The sequence below is a fragment of the Aestuariirhabdus haliotis genome (assembly GCF_023509475.1).
In the GTDB taxonomy this organism is placed as follows: Bacteria; Pseudomonadota; Gammaproteobacteria; order Pseudomonadales; family Aestuariirhabdaceae; genus Aestuariirhabdus; species Aestuariirhabdus haliotis.
The window spans coordinates 22,032-40,914 of the sequence record NZ_JAKSDZ010000021.1; the positions used below are offsets into that span (position 1 = coordinate 22,032).

Annotated in this window: 17 protein-coding genes; 11 read left to right on the forward strand and 6 right to left on the reverse strand. The window is 52.0% G+C overall.

Annotated features, from left to right (window positions below; all coding sequences use genetic code 11):
- Position 1 precedes the first annotated feature (1 nt).
- From MIB40_RS12475 to MIB40_RS12485, 3 genes are read right to left on the reverse strand one after another with little or no spacing between them, the layout of a single operon-like run.
- Entirely contained in the window at positions 2–691 is a 690-nt protein-coding gene (locus MIB40_RS12475) for a LutC/YkgG family protein (RefSeq protein ID WP_249694693.1), read from the reverse strand.
- Entirely contained in the window at positions 688–2,127 is a 1,440-nt protein-coding gene (locus MIB40_RS12480) for a LutB/LldF family L-lactate oxidation iron-sulfur protein (RefSeq protein WP_249694695.1), read from the reverse strand. The genes MIB40_RS12475 and MIB40_RS12480 overlap by 4 nt, the downstream gene beginning before the upstream one ends.
- Positions 2,124–2,960 carry a (Fe-S)-binding protein gene (locus MIB40_RS12485; RefSeq protein WP_249694704.1) on the reverse strand — a complete coding sequence of 279 codons (837 nt, stop codon included), beginning with the start codon at positions 2,958–2,960 and terminating at the stop codon, positions 2,124–2,126. The genes MIB40_RS12480 and MIB40_RS12485 overlap by 4 nt, the downstream gene beginning before the upstream one ends.
- A gap of 576 nt (positions 2,961–3,536) precedes the next feature.
- On the opposite strand from MIB40_RS12485, the gene MIB40_RS12490 reads away from it, so the two are divergent.
- Positions 3,537–4,277, forward strand: coding sequence for an FCD domain-containing protein (locus tag MIB40_RS12490; protein WP_249694706.1), 741 nt, complete (start codon positions 3,537–3,539; stop codon positions 4,275–4,277).
- A gap of 447 nt (positions 4,278–4,724) precedes the next feature.
- Positions 4,725–6,707, forward strand: coding sequence for a VacB/RNase II family 3'-5' exoribonuclease (locus tag MIB40_RS12495; protein ID WP_249694708.1), 1,983 nt, complete (start codon positions 4,725–4,727; stop codon positions 6,705–6,707).
- Positions 6,708–6,798: 91 nt separating this feature from the next.
- Here MIB40_RS12495 and MIB40_RS12500 read toward each other — a convergent pair whose 3' ends face one another.
- Positions 6,799–7,836, reverse strand: a complete 1,038-nt coding sequence (locus MIB40_RS12500) for a DUF2860 family protein (protein WP_249694710.1) — start codon at positions 7,834–7,836, stop codon at positions 6,799–6,801.
- A gap of 174 nt (positions 7,837–8,010) precedes the next feature.
- Entirely contained in the window at positions 8,011–9,051 is a 1,041-nt protein-coding gene (locus tag MIB40_RS12505) for an AraC family transcriptional regulator (protein ID WP_249694712.1), read from the reverse strand.
- Between the two features lie 233 nt (positions 9,052–9,284).
- On the opposite strand from MIB40_RS12505, the gene MIB40_RS12510 reads away from it, so the two are divergent.
- The 5 genes from MIB40_RS12510 (at position 9,285) to MIB40_RS12530 (ending at position 13,766) form a co-directional block, all read left to right on the forward strand.
- Positions 9,285–10,043 carry an SDR family oxidoreductase gene (locus tag MIB40_RS12510; RefSeq protein ID WP_249694714.1) on the forward strand — a complete coding sequence of 253 codons (759 nt, stop codon included), beginning with the start codon at positions 9,285–9,287 and terminating at the stop codon, positions 10,041–10,043.
- A gap of 1 nt (position 10,044) precedes the next feature.
- Entirely contained in the window at positions 10,045–11,034 is a 990-nt protein-coding gene (locus MIB40_RS12515) for an alpha/beta hydrolase (protein WP_249694717.1), read from the forward strand.
- Between the two features lie 5 nt (positions 11,035–11,039).
- Entirely contained in the window at positions 11,040–11,303 is a 264-nt protein-coding gene (locus tag MIB40_RS12520) for a hypothetical protein (RefSeq protein ID WP_249694719.1), read from the forward strand.
- A 97-nt stretch (positions 11,304–11,400) separates the two neighbouring features.
- A complete protein-coding gene (locus MIB40_RS12525; protein WP_249694722.1) occupies positions 11,401–12,867 on the forward strand; it encodes a flavin-containing monooxygenase in 1,467 nt (488 codons plus the stop codon).
- A gap of 698 nt (positions 12,868–13,565) precedes the next feature.
- Positions 13,566–13,766, forward strand: coding sequence for a hypothetical protein (locus tag MIB40_RS12530; RefSeq protein ID WP_249694724.1), 201 nt, complete (start codon positions 13,566–13,568; stop codon positions 13,764–13,766).
- A gap of 37 nt (positions 13,767–13,803) precedes the next feature.
- Here MIB40_RS12530 and MIB40_RS12535 read toward each other — a convergent pair whose 3' ends face one another.
- The gene (locus tag MIB40_RS12535) at positions 13,804–14,601 is read right to left on the reverse strand and encodes a substrate-binding periplasmic protein (RefSeq protein WP_249694726.1); all 798 of its coding nucleotides are present in this window, start codon (positions 14,599–14,601) and stop codon (positions 13,804–13,806) included.
- Positions 14,602–15,669: 1,068 nt separating this feature from the next.
- Here MIB40_RS12535 and MIB40_RS12540 point away from each other — a divergent pair.
- From MIB40_RS12540 to MIB40_RS12555, 4 genes are all read left to right on the forward strand, one after another.
- The gene (locus MIB40_RS12540; protein ID WP_249694728.1) at positions 15,670–16,239 is read left to right on the forward strand and encodes a metal-dependent hydrolase; all 570 of its coding nucleotides are present in this window, start codon (positions 15,670–15,672) and stop codon (positions 16,237–16,239) included.
- A 16-nt stretch (positions 16,240–16,255) separates the two neighbouring features.
- A complete protein-coding gene (locus tag MIB40_RS12545) occupies positions 16,256–17,500 on the forward strand; it encodes a hypothetical protein (RefSeq protein WP_249694730.1) in 1,245 nt (414 codons plus the stop codon).
- A gap of 76 nt (positions 17,501–17,576) precedes the next feature.
- Positions 17,577–17,906 carry a hypothetical protein gene (locus MIB40_RS12550; protein ID WP_249694732.1) on the forward strand — a complete coding sequence of 110 codons (330 nt, stop codon included), beginning with the start codon at positions 17,577–17,579 and terminating at the stop codon, positions 17,904–17,906.
- Between the two features lie 34 nt (positions 17,907–17,940).
- The gene (locus MIB40_RS12555) at positions 17,941–18,768 is read left to right on the forward strand and encodes a class I SAM-dependent DNA methyltransferase (protein WP_249694735.1); all 828 of its coding nucleotides are present in this window, start codon (positions 17,941–17,943) and stop codon (positions 18,766–18,768) included.
- The last annotated feature ends 115 nt before the right edge of the window (positions 18,769–18,883 follow it).

The following is an 18,883-nucleotide window of genomic DNA, read 5'->3' on the forward strand; positions in this document are numbered from 1 at the left end:
TTCAGGCGGTTTCCAAATCGTTGATCAAAAGCACCACCAGTTCCTTGGGCCCGTGGGCACCGTAGGCGAGTGTTTGTTGTATATCGGCGGTTTTTGATGGGCCGGATATCAGCAGGGCGTTGGTCGGCAGCTGGTTGTGCCACTGCTCCTCGGCCATCACTTCGGCGAAGCTGTTATGAATGGTCGAAGCGCGCAGCAGAATAAAATGTACGGGCGGCACCAGGGAAGTCAGGCGAGGTTCTTCGGGAGTCGGCCAGACAATAATCGAACCGGTGGCCGCAATGCCGCCTCTCGAACCGGTCAGCGAGGCGTCGGTATGATGAAACAGATCGAACTTGTAGTCTTCGACCGGTCGCCCGGCGTCATTGAGTTCGGGTGTTTTATCCATCGCTTGCCAGTCCGTTTGAAGCTGTTTGCCATGGGCGGTGTTTGCGCCATAGAGCAGGTTGCCCAGTTGTTTTTGTTGCATCAGTTGCAGTAATAGCTGGGGCCAGCCGGTCTCGCTGGTGCTATGCACCTCGGTATGCACCGTCCGCATCATTTCACACAGGCGCTCAACCCGCTCCCGCGGACTGTATTGATACCGCTCGGTCACCACGCGGCGATCTTCATGTTGCCGATGCAACTCGGTGGTCTCGCTGTTCGTTAACGCCTGGTTGAGACGCTGGAGGATTCGATCTCGATGGCTCATGAAGAGGTATCCTTCTGCGTGCGTTGTTTGATCATCTGGTGCAACGATTTTGCCGCGGGTTGGGGCAATGTGCGTGCCTTTCCCCAGGGCGTTATGCGCCTGGGTAACAAGCGACCAAAGGTGGTCGCCATGGCCGTAAAGGCACGATACAAAGCCGGTTGTGTGTAGATGGCGGCCCAGCCGCGCCATAACAGCTTTTCCCGTCGGCTGTATTTTGCGCCCTGTCCGCGCAGCCCCGGATGGTCTGCCGTCGGTGGATGCACCGACTCCTGCCTCAGTCGCAGAAGAATCTCGGGAATGGGAATCTGCACCGGGCAGACCTCACCGCAGGCACCGCACAAGGAAGATGCGCTGGGCAGTTCCCGGGTTTCTTCCAGGCCCAACAGATGCGGAGAGATGATCTTGCCAATCGGGCCCGGGTAGACCGTGCCATAGGCGTGCCCCCCGACGCGGGTATAGACCGGGCAATGATTGATGCAGGCGCCGCAGCGAATGCAGTTGAGGGTGTCTCGTAATTGCTCGTCGGCGTAAGCCTGGGAACGGCCGTTATCGAGCAACACCAGATGCACTTCCCGGGGGCCGTCCTGTTCGCCTTCCTTGCGCGGTGAACTGATCATATTGAAATAGGTGGTCACCGCCTGGCCGGTGGCCGAACGGGTTAACAGGCTCAGCAGAGGCGGAACATCGTCCAATAGCTCGACCACTTTTTCGATGCCGGTGATAGCAATATGTACATCGGGCACGGTGGTGCTCATGCGCCCGTTGCCCTCGTTTTCGACCAGACACAGGGTTCCGGTTTCGGCAACGGCAAAGTTGACCCCGGAGACACCGATGTCGGCGTTATAAAAGGCTTCCCGAAGCACCTTGCGACCGGTCTGGATCAGGAAGTCGACATCCTCGTTATAGTCGGTGCCCGGAATATTTTTGGCAAAGGTTTTGGCTACATCTCTGGCGCTTTTGTGGATGGCGGGCATGATGATATGTGACGGCTTTTCATTATCAAGCTGGATAATGTATTCGCCCATATCTGATTCCAGGCAATCGATCTGGCGCTGCCCGAGATAATCGTTCATCTCGATCTCTTCGCTGACCATTGACTTGCCTTTAATCACCTTGCTGGCGTTATGGGACGACACCAGGTGATGAATAATACGATTGGCTTCGTCACTGGTTTCTGCCCAGTGCACCTGAATACCGTTGGCTTGCAGGTTGGTTTCCAGCTGTTCGAGCAACCTGGGCAACTTGGACAGTGCTCGGCTGCGAATGCGATTGCCCAGGCGGCGTAACTGAGCCAGTTCGGTGGCATCGTCGAACACGCTGAGACGTTTTTCGATCAGGAAATCCATGGCGCCGCGAAAGCTTTTGCGCAGTTCGGGATTGTTGACCGCCTCGGTGGTGCGTTCGGTAAAACTGCTGGTGGCGATAAGGTCGCTCATAACTGGCCCCCGCAGCGTTGTTTGAGATAACTGGCCAGGTGAATGCCCTGTAATCGGCTGCGTTTGGCCTCCAGGGCGCCGTTAATATTCATCAAGCAGCCATAATCTGCGCTCACCAGTTGTGCCGCCTCGGTGTTTTCCAGTGAGCGTGCTTTATCTTCCACCATGGCACCGGATATTTGTGGGTGGCGAACCGAGAAGGCGCCACCAAAACCGCAGCACTCGGCCTCGTGATCCTGTTGCGCGACCTCCACCGCAGACAACTGATCGAGCAAGGCTCGACCGCTCAGGTGAGTGTTCATCTCCCGGCGGGCGGTGCAGGAGGTGTGCAGCACCACGCGCTCGGGAGCGCCGCTATCGGCCAGTCGAATATTCAACACATGCAGCAGGAATTCGCTGAACTCAAAGGTGCGCTCCGCCAGCTGGAAAGCTTTCTGGGATTCGGGCTGAGCTTTAAACAAGCTCGGATAATGGTGACGAATCATGCCGCCACAGGATCCCGATAGCACAACTAGAGGCCAGGGCTGGTCGAACAGTTTCAGTTGGCTGCGGGCCACATCCAGCGCCTGTTCGGTATAGCCGGAAGTATAAGCAGGCTGTCCGCAGCAACTCTGTTGCTGCACGAAGATGACCTCAACACCCTGGGACTCGATGAGTTCAATCGCATCGATGCCCGCTTGAGGCGCCAGCAGATCGACTACGCAGGTGCCGTAAAAATAGACCTTGTCAGGTTTTGCCGGGTAGTGACGCTGCTCGGAGCTTGCAGGAGCAGGGGCGGGTGAAGCGCTCGGGGTATCGCCCATGGCATTGTGGAACTGGTTCTCGGCACTCATAGTGACGACCTCGGTTTATTGTTGTGTTCGGTGCGGGTGGTCGTTGATTAAATGGTATTACCAGTTGACCTTGGATTCGTGTTCACTCTACGCCCCGCCTCAAAAAACTGTCAATAAGACCTCTGTCGCGGCGCCTCCGGGTTTCGCTTCTAAATCAGGAGTTATGATGTGAAAGATTTAATAGCTGAATTAAATCAATAAGATAGAGTTTTTCTGGAGGTGGCTATGGTTTCCGCATGCTGGAAGCATGATGGATCTAACCACTGTCAGGAAGCTCTCCCTGTTCTTTGGTAAGACCAAACAAGCTTGTTGAATCGATTCCGTGTCGGATAAATCCTGATCGAGCAAAGCGAGCAGAAGGTCTACCGAAAACGACCCCTTGCCCTGCTCCAGAGGCTGGATTGGCAAGCTCTGCGATACTAATCAAGGCATTGGTGTGACCAATTATTATGCGCCTTGGGTGGCCTGAATCTGGTGTATCAGGGATGGTCATTGCTGGAGAATGTTGATCCGGGCTTGGGCTTTGCTTTAAGGTATGACCAATTCGTAGCGTAAGCCAAGCCGAGGCTGTAATTTATGGAATCTACCCTCAAGCGCCCCAAGCTGTCGGACAAGATCGTCGAGAAGCTGGAAACCCTGATCCTGCAAGGCTCCATCAAGGCGGGTGAGCGCTTACCCCCCGAACGCGAGCTGGCGCGGGAGTTTGGTGTCTCCCGGCCCTCGTTGCGGGAAGCAATTCAAAAGCTGGGAGCCAGAGGCCTGGTTCGGAGTCGCCAGGGTGGTGGTACCTATGTGGTGAATAATATTGGCACCTCGTTTAGCGACCCGCTATTGGCGTTGCTCGACTCCCATCCCGAAGTGCATTTTGACCTGCTCGAATACCGCCATACCATCGAAGGCGATTGTGCCTACTACGCGGCAATGCGCGCCACCGATGAAGATAAGGCACGCATCCGCAAGGCTTACGTTGAATTGCAGAGCTCCTATGAAGAGAAAGAGCTGGAACGGGAAGCCGCAGCGGATGCGCGTTTCCACCTGAGCATCGCTGAAGCCAGCCACAATATGGTGCTGTTTCACACGGTTAAAGGCTTGTTCGGCCTGTTAAAACACAACGTCATTACCAATATTGGCGGCATGTACGGACGTCGGGAAACTCGCTATAACCTGAAAAAACAACACGATGCGATTTTTGAGGCGGTGATGGCGAGTGATCCCGATCGCGCCCGTGAAGCGATTCAGATCCACCTCAGTTATGTCGAACGCACATTGGCGGATCTCAAGCGTGAGGAGCAACGATTGCAGTTTGGTCAGCGCTAAGGCACCTCTGATTATTTCAGATGAACTCTGGCTTTCAGGCGAATTCAGAATCGCGACACGCCTTTGCCGTAAGGTCGAGACCTTTAAAAAAGGCGTAACAAAGAGGCTGGATTCGCCCGAAAGCCCCGTAGGGCGGTCCTGAAAATGGTTTTTCTCGATGTTGAAGCCCTTGTCCAGGTCTCGACATGAACGGCGAGCTTCGCCTTGATAAAAACCATTTTTAGGATCCGCAGAGATCTATCCGATTTAATCAGAGGTGCCCTAAGTAGTCCCGTAGACCATCGTTCCACTGATCAAGGCGCTTTTGTCGAGCGCTTCTCACAAGATCTGCTCTGGCGTCACAGTCAAGGGTATTGCACCGATGGTCATTGTTTTGTCACTGGCTCTCATGGGGCGGATTGATTAAAATCCGCCTCCTTTCCTTTTTTACTTCTGGCACCCCTCTTCATGCTCGATAAAAGCGCGCTGCAACAGCTACAGCAACTCAAGGCTGAGATCCACGACAGTAAAGAAACCTTTGATGGCGTTGTGATCGGTAGTCACGGCCGTTTTGGTTTTGTTCAACTCGATGATGGTCAGCGACTGTTCCTGCCCCCGGAGGAGATGAATCGGGTTTTCCCCGGTGATCGGGTTCGAGTCAGCAAGGAACCTTCGGCCAAGAAGCAGGATAACGCCGTGCTCGAGGAGTTGTTGTCGTCAGAGCTGGAGCAGTTTTGCGGCATCTATGTGATCAAGGGGGAAGCCCATTTTGTGCAACCCGACCTGTCGCGCTTCAATCGACTGTTGTTTGTGCCCCCCAAGGATCGCGGTGAACGGCAAGCCGGTGATCTGGTGCGCTGTTCCGTAAAGCGTCACCCTTTCAAGAATGGTAAGGCCCAGGCGAGCATCCTCAAATGCATCGGCCGACCGGGTGATACGGGAGTCGAAGAGCGCTTTATTCTGGAAAAGTACAACTACCAGCCAGAGTGGTCGGCCGAGGTTCAGCAACAGCAGGAAAGTATTACGGTTGAGAAGCTTCGGGAGCTTGTTGCCGGGCGTAATGACCTCAGCCATACCCCTTTTGTCACCATCGATTCGGCCAGTACCCAGGATATGGATGATGCGCTCTGGGCCGAGGCGACGCAGCAGGGCTGGAATCTTTGGGTGGCGATTGCCGATCCGGACGCCTTGATTGAAGCTGGCAGCGCCATTGATCAAGAGGCAGCGTCGCGAGCGACCTCGGTGTACCTGCCGGGCTTTGGTATTCCCATGTTGCCCCCAGCCTTGTCCCGAGAACTCTGTTCCCTGCGCGAAGCCGTTGATCGGCCGGCGCTGCTGTGCCGCATGCAGATCAGCCCTGAAGGTGAAATACTCTCGCACGAGTTTGAACAGGTTGCTATCCGCTCCCACGGCAAGCTCAGTTATGACCGGGTGAGTGCCTTTTTTGCGACCGGTGAATACGATTCCGGTACGGAGACAGCGTTGCCCGAGGCGGTGCTGGAATCCCTGCGCACATTAAAAGCGGTGACCTCTGCACTGAATCAGCACCGTGAAAAGCACGCCGTGCTGTTCGAAGACAAACCGGACTATCATCTCGAGCTGGACAGTGACAAGCGCTGCGTAGCCATTCACCGTGTGGATCGCTCACCGGCGCACCAGTTGGTAGAGGAGGCCATGGTGGCCGCCAACCGTTGTGCGGCTGATTTTATTGCCGCGGCCAAGGTCGATGGTGTGTTTGTGTCCCACGCGGGCATTCGTACCGACCGCCATGAATCGCTTGCCAACTTGCTCAAGCAGGCGTTGCCAGCCCTGGCCGATCTCGACCTGAGCCGCCCCGAGGCGTTCAAGACTCTGGTGAATGCAGCCCGGGAGAGCGATCAGCCGATACGTACCCTGGTCAGCCGAATGTTGGAGCGCAGCCTGCTGGTTCGCCGCGATGCGCCCCACAGTGGTATGGGACTGGCGCGTTACATGACCTTTACTTCACCGATCCGTAAATACAATGACCTGGTGGTGCACCGCCAGATCAAGGCCGTGCTGGCCAATACACCGGCAGCGGAGCTCAGTGACGAGATGCTGCAGGGCTGGCAAGAACAGCATAAGCGGGCTCGCGGGGCCAGTAATGAACTCGAACACTGGTATATGTGCCTGTATATGGAACAGCAGATGGCGGCGGGTAAAATCGACTATGATGGCACCGTTGTCCAGGTACATTCGGCGGGCATGACGGTTCGCCTTAACGAGCTGGGCGTGGAAGGTCAGATTGATTTGCGCAAGCGCAAGGTCAAATACAGTTTCGATCCCTTGCTTCAGGTGCTGGAAAAGGGTGACGAGCGCTACCAGTTGGGTGACACGATTGCCGTTACATTGCAGCGCTGCGTGCTGGATGAGTGCAAAGTCTATTTTGAACCGGTCGTGAAAGAGGCCGCGCAAGCAACGCAAGCGAACTAAGCGCAACGACCTGCTCGCAAACAAAAACAGCGGCCTTGGCCGCTGTTTTTGTTGATAACGCCACAAGTTGACGTTTGGGGCAGAGCCTTGGTTAAAAGGCGTAGAACATACCCAACGAGAAGTTACGTACTTCGCTGTCGTAGAAGCTGATGTTGGAATCGCCTTCATAGTACGCCGCGGAGGCCATGACGCGCCAATCTTTCCAGCCCATTGGCTCGTTATAGAACGCGGTAAAGCTGCCCCCGAGAATATCGTCGTCGCGCTTCTTGTTGTTGAACGCGGGAATCGGGCTGCGCTTGTCGTAGTCATCGTTGGCGGCATACAGGTTGGCGCTGAAATTCCACTTTTGGGAGCCGCTGTACAGGTAGCTCAGCTGGAAGCCGGTCTCTTCACTGCGCATGGCGCCACCGTCACGGTCGCGATCGATGTAACGAATCGCCGGGGCAATGGTGTGGCCTTTAGCGACGTTCCAGCGATACAGCAGTTCGAAGGTGGAATCGTCACCGTCTCGCTCGAGCAGGCGACGGTCGGCGGCGCTTAAACCCAGGGCAGTACCACTGAATTCATCATCAACGTCCACTTCGCGGAAGGACATCATGGCATCGAAGTTACTGCCGATAATGCCATCCCAGGTGATGCGGAAACCGTTGCTGGTCTGGTCGGTATCGGAGCGTTTTACGCCGGTCTGGTAAGGGTCTTTAAAGACCTGGGTGGGGAAAGCGGAGAACAGGTAGGAGATGCCCACCACGCCGCTGTTGCCAAACTCCTGGCGCACGCCAATCTGGGTGGCCAGGTCGTAACGCAGGGCATCGACCATATCGTTGCCCAGTACAACCTGGGTACGGCTGTTGGCCCAGGTGTAACGCACTTCGCCGTTGATAAAACCGGAGCTTTCGGTTTCAGAGGAAGGGGATTTGGTCAGGCTACTGGTGCGCTCGTTATCAAAATCGCCCAGGCTCGTGCCCGTGACCATATTACTTTCGAGCTTGTTGGAGGCGGCGCCGAAGGCAACGTAGCCGCTAAAGCCGGTGTCCTGTGGGATGGCGTCAAGCGGAGATACATCAGCAACTGCGCCTGTGGATGCCATCATAACCGCGCTGGCTAAAGGGGCCAGTAGATATCGTTTCATAGAACCTTCCTTTGTCGTGTCGTTAGCGTGCTGGAAACGCTGATAGCGTGAGTCCAACAATAGAAAATTGGCTTATCTACCTTATCTGCCTTATCCAATAATCATACCCCCCCGTCCGGTGCAAGCCAACCGGGATCAGTACTCGGCCAGTATAGTTCAGTTGTGAACAAAGGGTTATGGAGGGGGGGCTTGGTCAGCGGTCGGTTGTGTGTTTTTGTGCTGGAAGTCACTGGGCGTGGTGTTACTCCAGCGTTTGAAGGCGTGGGTGAAATTGGCGGTTTCGCTGTAATCGAGCAGGGCGGCCACCTCGGCTACGCGCAGTCCGCCCTTGAGATAATCCCGCGCCAGCTGGTAACGAATCTCGTCGAGCAATCGGCGAAAACTGGTTTCCTGTTCGGCCAGTCGGCGGCGCAGGGTGCGCACCGAGGTATTGAGCCGCTGGGCGACCACTTCGATGTCGGGAAAATGCCCGGGGGTTTCCATCAGCGTTTGGCGAACCCGGTCAATAAACGGACTTTGCCGGCTGAGTTGGGCGATCATGCGCTGACATTGGGTGAGAAAGTACTGGGATGTTTCAGGATCGGGGCAGGGCATGGGGGTATCGAGCAAGGAGCTTTCGAAACAGAGCTCTGCCCAGGGCGCATCGAAACCCACCGGACACCCAAAGCGCTGCTCATAGGTTTTGCGCGCTGAGTGCTGGTCGTGCATCAGGGAGATCGAATGCAGGGGGATGGTTTTGCCCAGGGCGGTGCTTACGCCCTGCCAGCAGGCCATCAGGTCGCGATCACAATGAAAGGCCAGAAGATCCGGCGCAATGGGGTGCAGGGGGTGAAACTGAAGCCGGGCCCAGCCCTCCTGCTCGATAAAGCGAATACGAAACAGGCTGAATGCGAGCGCGCTGAAGCGAGAACCCAGCTCGGCGCACTCACGCAGGTTATTGGTGCTGAGCATGGCGTAGCCAAACATGCCGTAATGCTCCAGTCGATAAGCTCGGCCCAGCTCCAGACCTAATAATGGGTTGCCACTAAGCTGCAACAGGTGACGATAAAACTGCTCCTGTTGCAACAGGGTGATCTGCTGCCCGGGCGCGCTTAGCGTCTCCGGTTCGAGGCCGCTGCCGGCAAAGCATTGTTCGGGGGAAAATCCCAGGGTTTGCATCGCGTTGAGTGCGGGGCCAATGCCTTTGATGTGGTGCGCAATAGGGTTACGGGTCATGGCGATCTTGTCTGGAAACGGAGCCTAACGGGAATTCTGAGCCTCACTATAAACAGTGGTGGAAAGGCTCGCAATGGCCGAAATTCACAATACATTGACCGATAACACCATTGGGAGATTCGAGGGGCTGGCGTACAGTGGTTATCAAGTTGATATTTATCAACGGCGATAGATGGTGTCGTCACAAGAAAAAGCCGTTCACCTAATAACAAACCATCAACAGGAGAGACAGTATGCGATCCATTGTGATTACCGGGGCAGCCTCGGGGATCGGTCGAGCCAGCGCCGAGCGGTTGCACCGGGCCGGTTGGTTTGTCGGTTTGTTTGACCGTGACCAGCAAGCCCTCAAGGCCTTCCAACAACAACTGCCTGAACGCAGTCACGCCGAGGCGTTTGATGTTACCGATGCGGGCGCTTTTGGCGCGGCCCTGGAGCGCTTTGTGGCCAGCGCCGGGCAACTGAACGCCATCGTCAATTGTGCCGGTGTGCTGGCGGTGGGGGATTTTGAATCGATTCCCCTGGAGCGTCAGCAGCAGATGCTGGCGATCAATACCCAGGGCGTACTGAACGGTTGCTATCAGGCGTTTCCCTATTTGCGCCAGCAGAGCGGCGCCAGGGTGATCAACCTCAGTTCGGCATCAGCGGTGTATGGGGTGCCGGGGTTTGCCACCTATTCAGCCAGCAAATTTTTTGTACGCGGTCTTAGCGAAGCTCTGCACATCGAGTGGCGTCGCCACGATATTCATGTCTGCGACATCATGCCGCCCTTTGTCAAAACCCCCATGTTGGACAATGCGCCACCGCTGCCCATTATCGACCGTATGGGGGTGAGCCTGAACGCTGAGGATATCGCCCGGGCCATCGAGCAGGCGCTGGAGAACAAGCGTATTCACCATCCATTGACGCTCAAGTTCCGCCTGCTGCGGAACCTGTCGCGACTGTTTCCAAGCGTTGTGCAAACGCGTATCTACGGACTGCTGGCGGGGTATTGATGTGGCGGTATTAGATCTTATTCGAGTATTTATCAGCAGCTTGCTGGGTATGTTGATCCATTCGTCCCGCTTGCCAGGACGCAGCTGGCGCAGCGATTTAATGTGCCGTTTCACCCGCAAGCTGGTGCACGAGTCCATAGCGCACGACGTTAGCTGGATGCGTAAACGCCAGGATCTGTTAAAACTCTATCACCCGGCGTTAAAGCAGGTCCGCTTTCGTAAGGAGGTACTGGCTAACGTACCTTGCCAGTGGTGCGAAGCCAAAGGCCTGTCGCAAACGGCAGCTCAGGAATCTCCCCTGATGCTTTACTTTCATGGCGGCGGTTATGTGATTGGTAACGTCCAGGGGTATCGAACCGAAATAGCGGCGATGGCGGTCGCCGGTAACTGTACAGTATTGGGCGTGGATTATCGGCTGGCTCCGGAGCATCCGTTGCCGGCCGCGCAGCAAGATTGCCTGGCGGTGACCCGGCACATACTCGAACGTTTTCCGAATAGGAAAATTCTGCTGGCTGGCGATTCCGCCGGCGGGGCGTTGTGCCTAGCAACCATTATGGCGCTGCGTGAGCAAGGGCAAAATGTTAAGGGGGCGGTGTTGCTTTCCCCCTGGTGCGAGCCCGGAGTGCGAGATCGTTCCATGCAGGAAAATGCCGGCAGCGATATTTTAAGCCAGCAACTGACGGAACACTGGTTTAACTACGCCCTGGCCGACGTCCCTCTGGAGCAGGTAAAACCCCAGGTGGATTTTTCCGAAACCAATTTTACCGGCTTTCCTCCCCTTTATATTCAGGCCGCCAGTGGTGAAGTGTTGCTGGATCAGATCGAGCGGATGGTGCAACGGGCACGAGAGCAGGGCGTCGATGTGGAATACAGCCGGGAAGAAGGGCAGTTCCATGTGTTTCAGATATTTGCCCCCATTGTCCCTGAAGCAAATGATGCGATAGAGCGTCTGGGTACTGCCATCAAAACCATAATAAATAAAAGAGGTTAACGAGCATGTTTCAACTTTTTATTCGAATCAGTCAACTGGGGGTGTTGGGGTTATGGGCGATCTACGCCGCGAGTTTTGTACTGGACTATGCGTCGCCCTGGAACGATATCGTCTTTTGGGGCGGAATTGTCCTGTTTCTTGTGCACCTGAGCGAGTACATCGTATTGCGCAATCGTATTGCTGCTGCCGCAGGTGAGGGTAGCAGCGGAATCATTGGCACGATGATCTTTGGCTACGGTTACTGGTTGCCGCTGCTGCGAAAATCCTGAGGGTTTCGATGCTGATTTTTTTGGTAAAAGCATGGGACAAAAATAAAACGGTAAAAGTTAGGCAATAGGTTGCCAGTAAGATGATAAAGGTAAAACAATGAACAACGCGACGAAAAGAGACCCCAGGGTAGTGATCATAGGCGCCGGCATGAGCGGCATTCTCGCCACCATCAAGCTGCGTGAAGCGGGTATCAAGGATGTAACCGTATTGGAGAAAGCCGACAGCGTGGGCGGTACCTGGCGCGAGAACCGGTACCCCGGTCTGGCTTGTGATATTCCTGCGCATATGTACACCTATGAGTTTGAACCCAATCCGGAATGGGAACATCGTTTTGCCAAGGGGCCGGAGATTCGCCGTTACTTCGAAAAGGTGGCTGACAAATACGAGGTGGTGAAGGATGTACGTTTTAACGAAGCGGTTGAGCAGTGCATCTACCGCGATCGGCAATGGCATCTGACAACCAGCAAGGGGGAATCCCTGGTGGCAGATATAGTGATCAGCGCCACCGGCATCCTGCACCACCCGGCGTATCCGAATATCGAGGGGCTGGATAGTTTTGGTGGCGAGCAGTTTCATACCTCACGTTGGCCCGAATCGCTGGACCTCAAAGGCAAGCGAGTGGGTATTATTGGCACCGGTTCCACCTCGGCACAGATTATTCCCGAGCTGGTGAAAGAAGCCGACCAGGTGGTGGTGTTCCAGCGCACACCGCAGTGGATCTACCCGGCACCGGATCGGGAATATAACGAGAAACTGCGCAACAAGGTGCGGCGCAATCCAGAGTTGGCCAGGCGTGCTTACCGTTGGTATACCAAGGCCATCGAATTCTTTTTCTCGCGTGCGGTCATCGGGCAAAAAATCCCCCATGGGTTGATGAGCTGGATGTGTAAGCGTCATTTAAAGAACAGCGTTAAAGATCCCGAGTTGCGGCGCAAACTCACGCCGGATTACACCGTGGGCTGCAAACGCGTCATCGCTTCTACCAAGTTTTATGACGCCATTCAGCAACCCAATTGCCAGCTGGTCACCGAAGGCATTGAGCGTGTCAGTGAAGCGGGGGTAGTCACCGCCGACGGCAAAGAGCATGGTCTGGATATTTTGATTCTGGCGACCGGTTTTAAACCTTTTAATTTTATGCGCCCGATGGAACTGGTCGGCCGCGATGGTTTACACATCGACCAGGCCTGGGAGAAAAAAGTTCAGGCCTACCGCTCGCTATTGATTCCGGGCTTTCCCAATTTCTTTTTGATGCTGGGCCCCAATACCCCCATCGGAAATTTTTCGGTGATCGCCATGAGCGAAGTGCAAAACCGATATCTGCTGAAACTGATCAACCGTTGGCGGGCGGGTGAAATGCAGGAGATCGAAGCCACACCCAAGGCCACCCAGGAGTTTAATGCTTACCTGAAACAGGGCATGGCCAAAACTGTTTGGGTGGGGGGCTGCAACAGCTGGTACCTTGACCCCGATGGCGATCCAGCGATGTGGCCCTACACCTGGGGACAATGGGTGGAGGAGATGACCACGCCCAATCTTTCGGACTTTACCGAAGGTGCTGCGTAAGAGGTAATCTAAAACGATTGGCATTGGCCAGCAGATTGATTTTGGTTAATGCTTTTTGAGATCATTGACATTGATTTCGCTGATATAAATTACGGATTAGACGCATCCTGACGGCTGTCTTAAGAGGGTGGCTCCCTTAAGGCAGCGCTCGATCGTCGATGGTCGTCGCTGCAATAGAGCATCCCTGTTCGTCATCGTTCCCCCACAAAACTTATCTTAGGCTTCGCAGGCTCCCCCTTCAGGATTCGAGCTTGCCAATGGGCTTCGTCCCACGATAAACCGTTTTCGACTCCTGACTGAGGAGGTTGTCGGTTTACAGGGGGAAGTAAGTTGATGCAAGTTGCAGTTTCAGTAGCCATCTTAAAGTGATCTAGTGGAGGTCAACTCGGTATTTTCAGAATTTATGTCTAATGAGTAGGAGTGGGATAAAGGTAAATTATTGATTTTATTAAAGGCCTGGAGGCTGTTTCTGAATTAAAAAGCCGAAATAATATATAGGAATAGGCTTATAAATAAGTTTTAGGGGTATTTATGGAAATATCAAAAAAGATTTGGCTGTAAGGTATGGATCAAAATCAGACGAGGAACTCTTTGATTTGTTCCTGGGAGGAGATTTGATTGAAGATGCTTTTGATTGTCTTTATTCTTAGCTAAACGCACGGTCGCTTTTTTTATATCAGTTATACCAGTAGATAAACTTGTCTGATTGGAAAAATAGGAAAGTTTGCTTAGAGCAAAATGTGTCAGCTCTAAAAAGTGAAAAATCAAGACTGATATCTGAAATCGAAAAGCTCAGAAAACCAAAAAAGAAGGGGTTTTTTGCACTTTCTCTTGAAAGACGAAAGCTTGAGGAAGAAGCTAAAATTAGATCCCTGAGGCAGAGGGACGAAGAGTCTTAGCACAATTAAAGGGATTAGAAGTCTTTTAACTTGATTTCTAGTTGGGTACCGATTCGCTCTTGCGGATGTTGAGTTTGTAGGTAACTAAGTACTTAGTCAGTATTTTATCGTACAGGCCATTTGTCTTGATTATCGCTAACCCCGCATTGAAATCGTCACGAACCTTCTTGTCCCAAACGGCATTATGAAAGCCGAATTTATTTCCGAATATTTTAGCTACAACGTAGTTTGAATCGCTATCAGATAGATCGATCCGGCTTTTGTAGTATATAAAAATCTCATGTGCCAAAACAATGATATCTACGCGCTTTTTAAAAAGCATTGCAACCTGTGCGAGTTGGTTGGCTGTTTCCTGATATTGCTTGTTGTGACCGTTTTGTTCAGCTATGCGCTTGTATTCATCGCCGTAGAATAGGTTTGCTCGTTGATGGGCTAGTATGGAGTGCGACTGTAAATCGCTGATGCTTTTGATCTGGAAGTTATTTTCTTTCAAGTACACCGCGACGGTTTGGTATTCAGGTAACACGATATCGGAGTAAAAGACCGGAATATCCTTGAAATTTTTCAGCGTTACGATGATGGCATCAACCCGCTTGCTGCGAAAGCTGAAGGGTAAACGCCCGTAGGGATAGTTCACCAACTCTACTCTATAGCCCATAACCTCTAGGCTCTGCTGTACTATTTCCACTTCCACGCCGGAAAATCTGTTGCTCTCGACAATGCTGTAGGGCGGAAATTCGGCTACACCTATCTTTACGGTATTGCCACCTGCCGCACAATTAAGAGGAAGCAGTAAAAGCATTAATAATGCTATGTTATAGCGTTGAGCAATCATAGAGTGAATATAGCAGATTCAGTCCCAGGACGAATGCAGTAGTTGCTGCAACGTCTGGCAATTAAGGTAATCGATAGTTAAGAGCGTTGTGCTGCCAGTATCAGCACCCTGAAAATCGCATTTTATTAGCAATAGAGGCATCAATGAATTTTTTGTTCGGATCTTCCTGGGGCTTAATGCTACTTGTCGTTACTGCCTTTCTATGCTTTATCCTTTTATTAAAAAGGTATGTTGGCTTTACCAAATACCCAATAAAAATAATTCTGGCGATATTAGCTGCTCAAGTAGTATTTTCTTTGTCCGGTGCCTTCGTTACTGATGCTTACTCAATACATGCCTATGCTTGTCTTGTTGGCATATTTGGATTGTATAGCACGCCAGTCACGGTCTTGTTACATATTTCAATAGCTATCTACTTTTATTTTGTACACTTACGGCGCGTCGAGATAATGATGAATGGTTGTGTTTGGGTGATCACCTCCTGGGCCATACTTAGTGCACTGATTGCATTCACTTTTGCACGATCAGCTTTTTTATGTACCGTTTGATTGGATAATTCTTGATCTGCCATTAGGGTAAGGTGTTAGGTTTTATGATTGAAACCGATTCTTATAAGAAAGAAAAAAATTTCCATCTATCAAATAAAAGTCAACGGGAAAATACCCTAATAAGCTGTCTTTATTCAGAAATCATATTGCACTTCATCTTCGAATACAGGGAGATGAAGTGAAGGTTCAAAACTATCTGAATCAGCTTGCAAATAATAAATTTATTCAGATAAATGGAAGAGTATTTAATGCATCATATTCTCGTCTATTCAGACAGTCTTTCCTGGGGAATCATAGAGAACGGTTACCCTTTCACCAGCGCTGGCCCGGGGTGTTTTAAAACGCGTATAATGAATTCAATTTGAATGTTCGGGTGATTGAGAGCTGTCTTAATGGCCGTAGAACTTCAATTAGATGTGCTGAGTGGCATATCAGAAAATAGAGAGTTTAATCCCATTTGGCATAGCTATCTCGTGGTATTCTTTGCATTGACTACTATTGGCCAACAACAAGGATGGTTATGGCTTCAGCCTTTGCTCATATTGTGGTTCCTGCCGTGGCCTATGCGGCGTTTAAGGGACGTTTTATTTCTGCGCGACTGTTTGTCCTGGCGGCTATGTTGTCGGTGGCGCCCGATATCGATGTGTTAGCGTTCAAATTTGGCATTCCCTATGAATCCCAATGGGGGCATCGAGGCTTTACCCATTCATTGTTTTTTGCCGGGCTGGTCGCGCTGTTTTGCACGTTGTTTTGGCGCGCAATGAAATCTCACCCGATCGCGGTCTTTCTGATTTGCTTTATTGCCTGCTCATCCCATGCCTTGCTGGATGGCCTGACCAATGGCGGGCTTGGTGTGGCGCTTTTTTGGCCTTTCGATAATACGCGCTATTTTTTACCTCACAGACCCGTTGAAGTATCACCGATAGGCATAATGGCGTTCTTTACGGAACGGGGTCTTAACGTGCTCTGGTCAGAATTTATCTGGATTTTTCTTCCTGGTCTTTTCCTTGCGGTGACGGCCATCATGGCCCGGCATAAATATAAAGCCTCCATTGACGAACGTATTAAATCCCCAGCGGTATCTGAATAGGTAGCAGGCAGTTTTTATGAAAAAGGTGTTAAGTGTTGTTGTTCTGGCGGTGTTGTCACTCCTGTTACTGACTCAAATTGATGATGATCTCAGCGAAGATTCAAAAAAACTTATCAGTCGTTTGAATGAAAGTGCCAGGAGCGAATCCTACCTGTATCTTTACGGAATATTTGCGCAAGCAGGTGAGAACCCAACGGAGGTAGGTCGATCTCTTTTGCAAGAGAATCGGAAGCTCGATGCCGATGAGCATTACCAGGTTATCGATTACCCTGATTCAAACAAGCTGCCCTTACCTAAGGGTGATGAATTCTGCCGCTTGCGGGAAGCGGGATGCCTGGAATATCTGTTTTCCAGCAAGGTGAATGCTCAAGAGTTGCTGCGCGAGCATTCTGTGTTGGTTTCTCGTTCCAACAGGTTTCTTCAGTTTGATGAATATACGACCCTGTCAAAACCGACAGCTCACGAACGGATCCCCCCCTATCATTACCTCAGCGCTGCCGAACGCATTAAGCTCCTTCAAGCAATATCTATCTATCAAAATGGCAGTGCCGGGCTCGCGATGGAATCCCTTGCACTACAGTTTAAAAAAATCCGGCAGTCCATGGCGCTGCAGGATAATCTGATTGGGAAACTGATTTTCCTGATCAAACTGTCCGACATACTCGATGTGTACAGCGTTATATTATCTCGTGAAGGTGAAACCGCCTACCCTATTCCTGGTTTGCGTGAGTCGGAAAAAAGCTTCCGTATGATCGCCGCCAGAGAGTTTGGTATGTCGTATTATCTGTTCAAAAGTCTGGATAGGGATCCGGAACTCTTTACCAAGGAGGGTAATCTACCGGGTTGGCTCACGCGCATGCTGTATAAACCCAATATGACCATAAATGCCGCGAGCTACGAGTATTATCGACTTGAGCGCTTGGCCCAGTTGTCACCCGCTGATTTCGCTCAACAGGTTGCCCTTGGTAATCAAGAGCAGCCTTCGACCTCAAAAGTCAGAAATTATGTCGGGGGTACATTGCTGTCGATATCATCGGACTTTGATAGCTATGTGGCCAGTTTTGCCGATTTTGATGCCAAGCTGGCGCTGTTTAATCAGCTTTATCACTCCAGGCTAACGCCTGCCAATATGACAAATCCCTACTATGGCCAGGAAACACCGCAGGAGACTAAGGGGCGCCTATGCTTTAGCGGCCCATTAGAAGATGCCCGATCCTTGCGCTGTCTGAAGGTGAAATTAGAGGCACCGCTGCCTGAATAAGCCGTGACAGTTAACTCTTGATCTCGACCGTTGCTCTGGGCAAAACCGGCGAGCAGGATTACTCTGGCTAGGTCAGATGATACTTCGGATCATTTCCAGGTCATCGATACCAGTCGCGAGAGATGCACAGACAATCCCAACCGCTGGTGACACTGCTTGTGAGCTTAACACTGCTGGTTGGCGTATTGCCCGGGCCGATGCGCGGTTGTCGAATTCGCTGCTCTCCTCGAATGAAGGAAAAGCCAAGCAGTCTATTATTGAATTTGTGATAAAAGTAACCGAGGTGGGTTCTGGCGATTATGTGCCAGTTGAGGAGCGTATCGCGGTATTCGACAATGATGGCACGCTCTGGGTCGAACAGCCGCTCTATGTTCACCACACCGACGCACAAGGTGAGTGGCGATAGAGCGTCTCATATCGGTTGTCTGGAAAAAAACTGGATGAGGCCGAGTAAAAGGCTGGACGGTTGTGGATATAAAACAGGACTGGAAGCGGATCTACCCGCCGGTGAAGAAGTAGCGCCAGGAGGCTTTGTTGTGTCGAACTCAATGTATACCGACTATGCCGATGAATATGAGGCTGCGATTCAAGAGAATATTTTCAATGGCAAATTTGAACGCCCTTCATTGTTGGGTTTATTGCCCGCCTTAAATGGCAAGCAGGTGCTGGACCTTGGCTGCGGCCCCGGTGTGTACGCTGCAGAACTTGTCGCGCGGGGAGCCATTGTTACCGGTATCGATGTTTCCGAGAAGATGATTGAGATCACGCGATCAAAAATGGGGGATGCCTGTCGCTGTTATGTTCAGGATATCTCGATAGGCTTGCCGGATGAGCCGTCGGAGCAGTTCGATATCGTGATTTGCCCCCTTGTGATTCATTATTTGGCTGATTTGAACCGGTTGTTCTCTGATGTTCATCGGGTGTTGAAAGCAGGCGGGCTGTTCGTTTTCTCGACCCATCATCCTTATCCGGATTTTGAGCGTTCACCCTCGGCAAACTATTTTGCAACAGAAGCGGTGGTTGAGGAGTGGGATACGCTGGGCAGGCCAGTTCCCGTCACCTTTTACAGAAGGCCGATCAGCGCCATTGCCAATGCCATTGCCGAGGCGCAGATGTTTATTGCCAATATCTCGGAGGGGAAGGTGAGCAAAGCGTTAAAACAGGCTTCACCAGAACTTTATTCCAGGCTGTCCACCTCCCCCCATTTTATGTTTTACCAGTGCAAACCCCTCAGAGGTTTGCCTGAAAGCCCCGTAGGGCAGTCCTAAAATGGTTTTTCTCGGTGTTGAAGCTCTTGTTCAGGTCTCGACATGAATGGCGAGCTTCGCCTTGATAAAAACCATTTCTAGGATCCGCAGAGCTCTATCTGAAGTAATCAGAGGT

Excerpts from the sequence above, each read along its gene's own strand:
- MIB40_RS12520 (WP_249694719.1), top strand. The coding sequence starts at position 11,040 with ATGTTTCAACTTTTTATTCGAATCAGTCAACTGGGGGTGTTGGGGTTA.
- MIB40_RS12495 (WP_249694708.1), top strand. The coding sequence starts at position 4,725 with ATGCTCGATAAAAGCGCGCTGCAACAGCTACAGCAACTCAAGGCTGAG.
- MIB40_RS12510 (WP_249694714.1), top strand. The coding sequence starts at position 9,285 with ATGCGATCCATTGTGATTACCGGGGCAGCCTCGGGGATCGGTCGAGCC.
- MIB40_RS12535 (WP_249694726.1), bottom strand. The coding sequence starts at position 14,601 with ATGATTGCTCAACGCTATAACATAGCATTATTAATGCTTTTACTGCTT.
- MIB40_RS12500 (WP_249694710.1), bottom strand. The coding sequence starts at position 7,836 with ATGAAACGATATCTACTGGCCCCTTTAGCCAGCGCGGTTATGATGGCA.
- MIB40_RS12485 (WP_249694704.1), bottom strand. The coding sequence starts at position 2,960 with ATGAGTGCCGAGAACCAGTTCCACAATGCCATGGGCGATACCCCGAGC.
- MIB40_RS12545 (WP_249694730.1), top strand. The coding sequence starts at position 16,256 with ATGAAAAAGGTGTTAAGTGTTGTTGTTCTGGCGGTGTTGTCACTCCTG.
- MIB40_RS12480 (WP_249694695.1), bottom strand. The coding sequence starts at position 2,127 with ATGAGCGACCTTATCGCCACCAGCAGTTTTACCGAACGCACCACCGAG.
- MIB40_RS12475 (WP_249694693.1), bottom strand. The coding sequence starts at position 691 with ATGAGCCATCGAGATCGAATCCTCCAGCGTCTCAACCAGGCGTTAACG.
- MIB40_RS12525 (WP_249694722.1), top strand. The coding sequence starts at position 11,401 with ATGAACAACGCGACGAAAAGAGACCCCAGGGTAGTGATCATAGGCGCC.
- MIB40_RS12550 (WP_249694732.1), top strand. The coding sequence starts at position 17,577 with ATGATACTTCGGATCATTTCCAGGTCATCGATACCAGTCGCGAGAGAT.
- MIB40_RS12505 (WP_249694712.1), bottom strand. The coding sequence starts at position 9,051 with ATGACCCGTAACCCTATTGCGCACCACATCAAAGGCATTGGCCCCGCA.
- MIB40_RS12490 (WP_249694706.1), top strand. The coding sequence starts at position 3,537 with ATGGAATCTACCCTCAAGCGCCCCAAGCTGTCGGACAAGATCGTCGAG.
- MIB40_RS12555 (WP_249694735.1), top strand. The coding sequence starts at position 17,941 with ATGAGGCCGAGTAAAAGGCTGGACGGTTGTGGATATAAAACAGGACTG.
- MIB40_RS12540 (WP_249694728.1), top strand. The coding sequence starts at position 15,670 with ATGGCTTCAGCCTTTGCTCATATTGTGGTTCCTGCCGTGGCCTATGCG.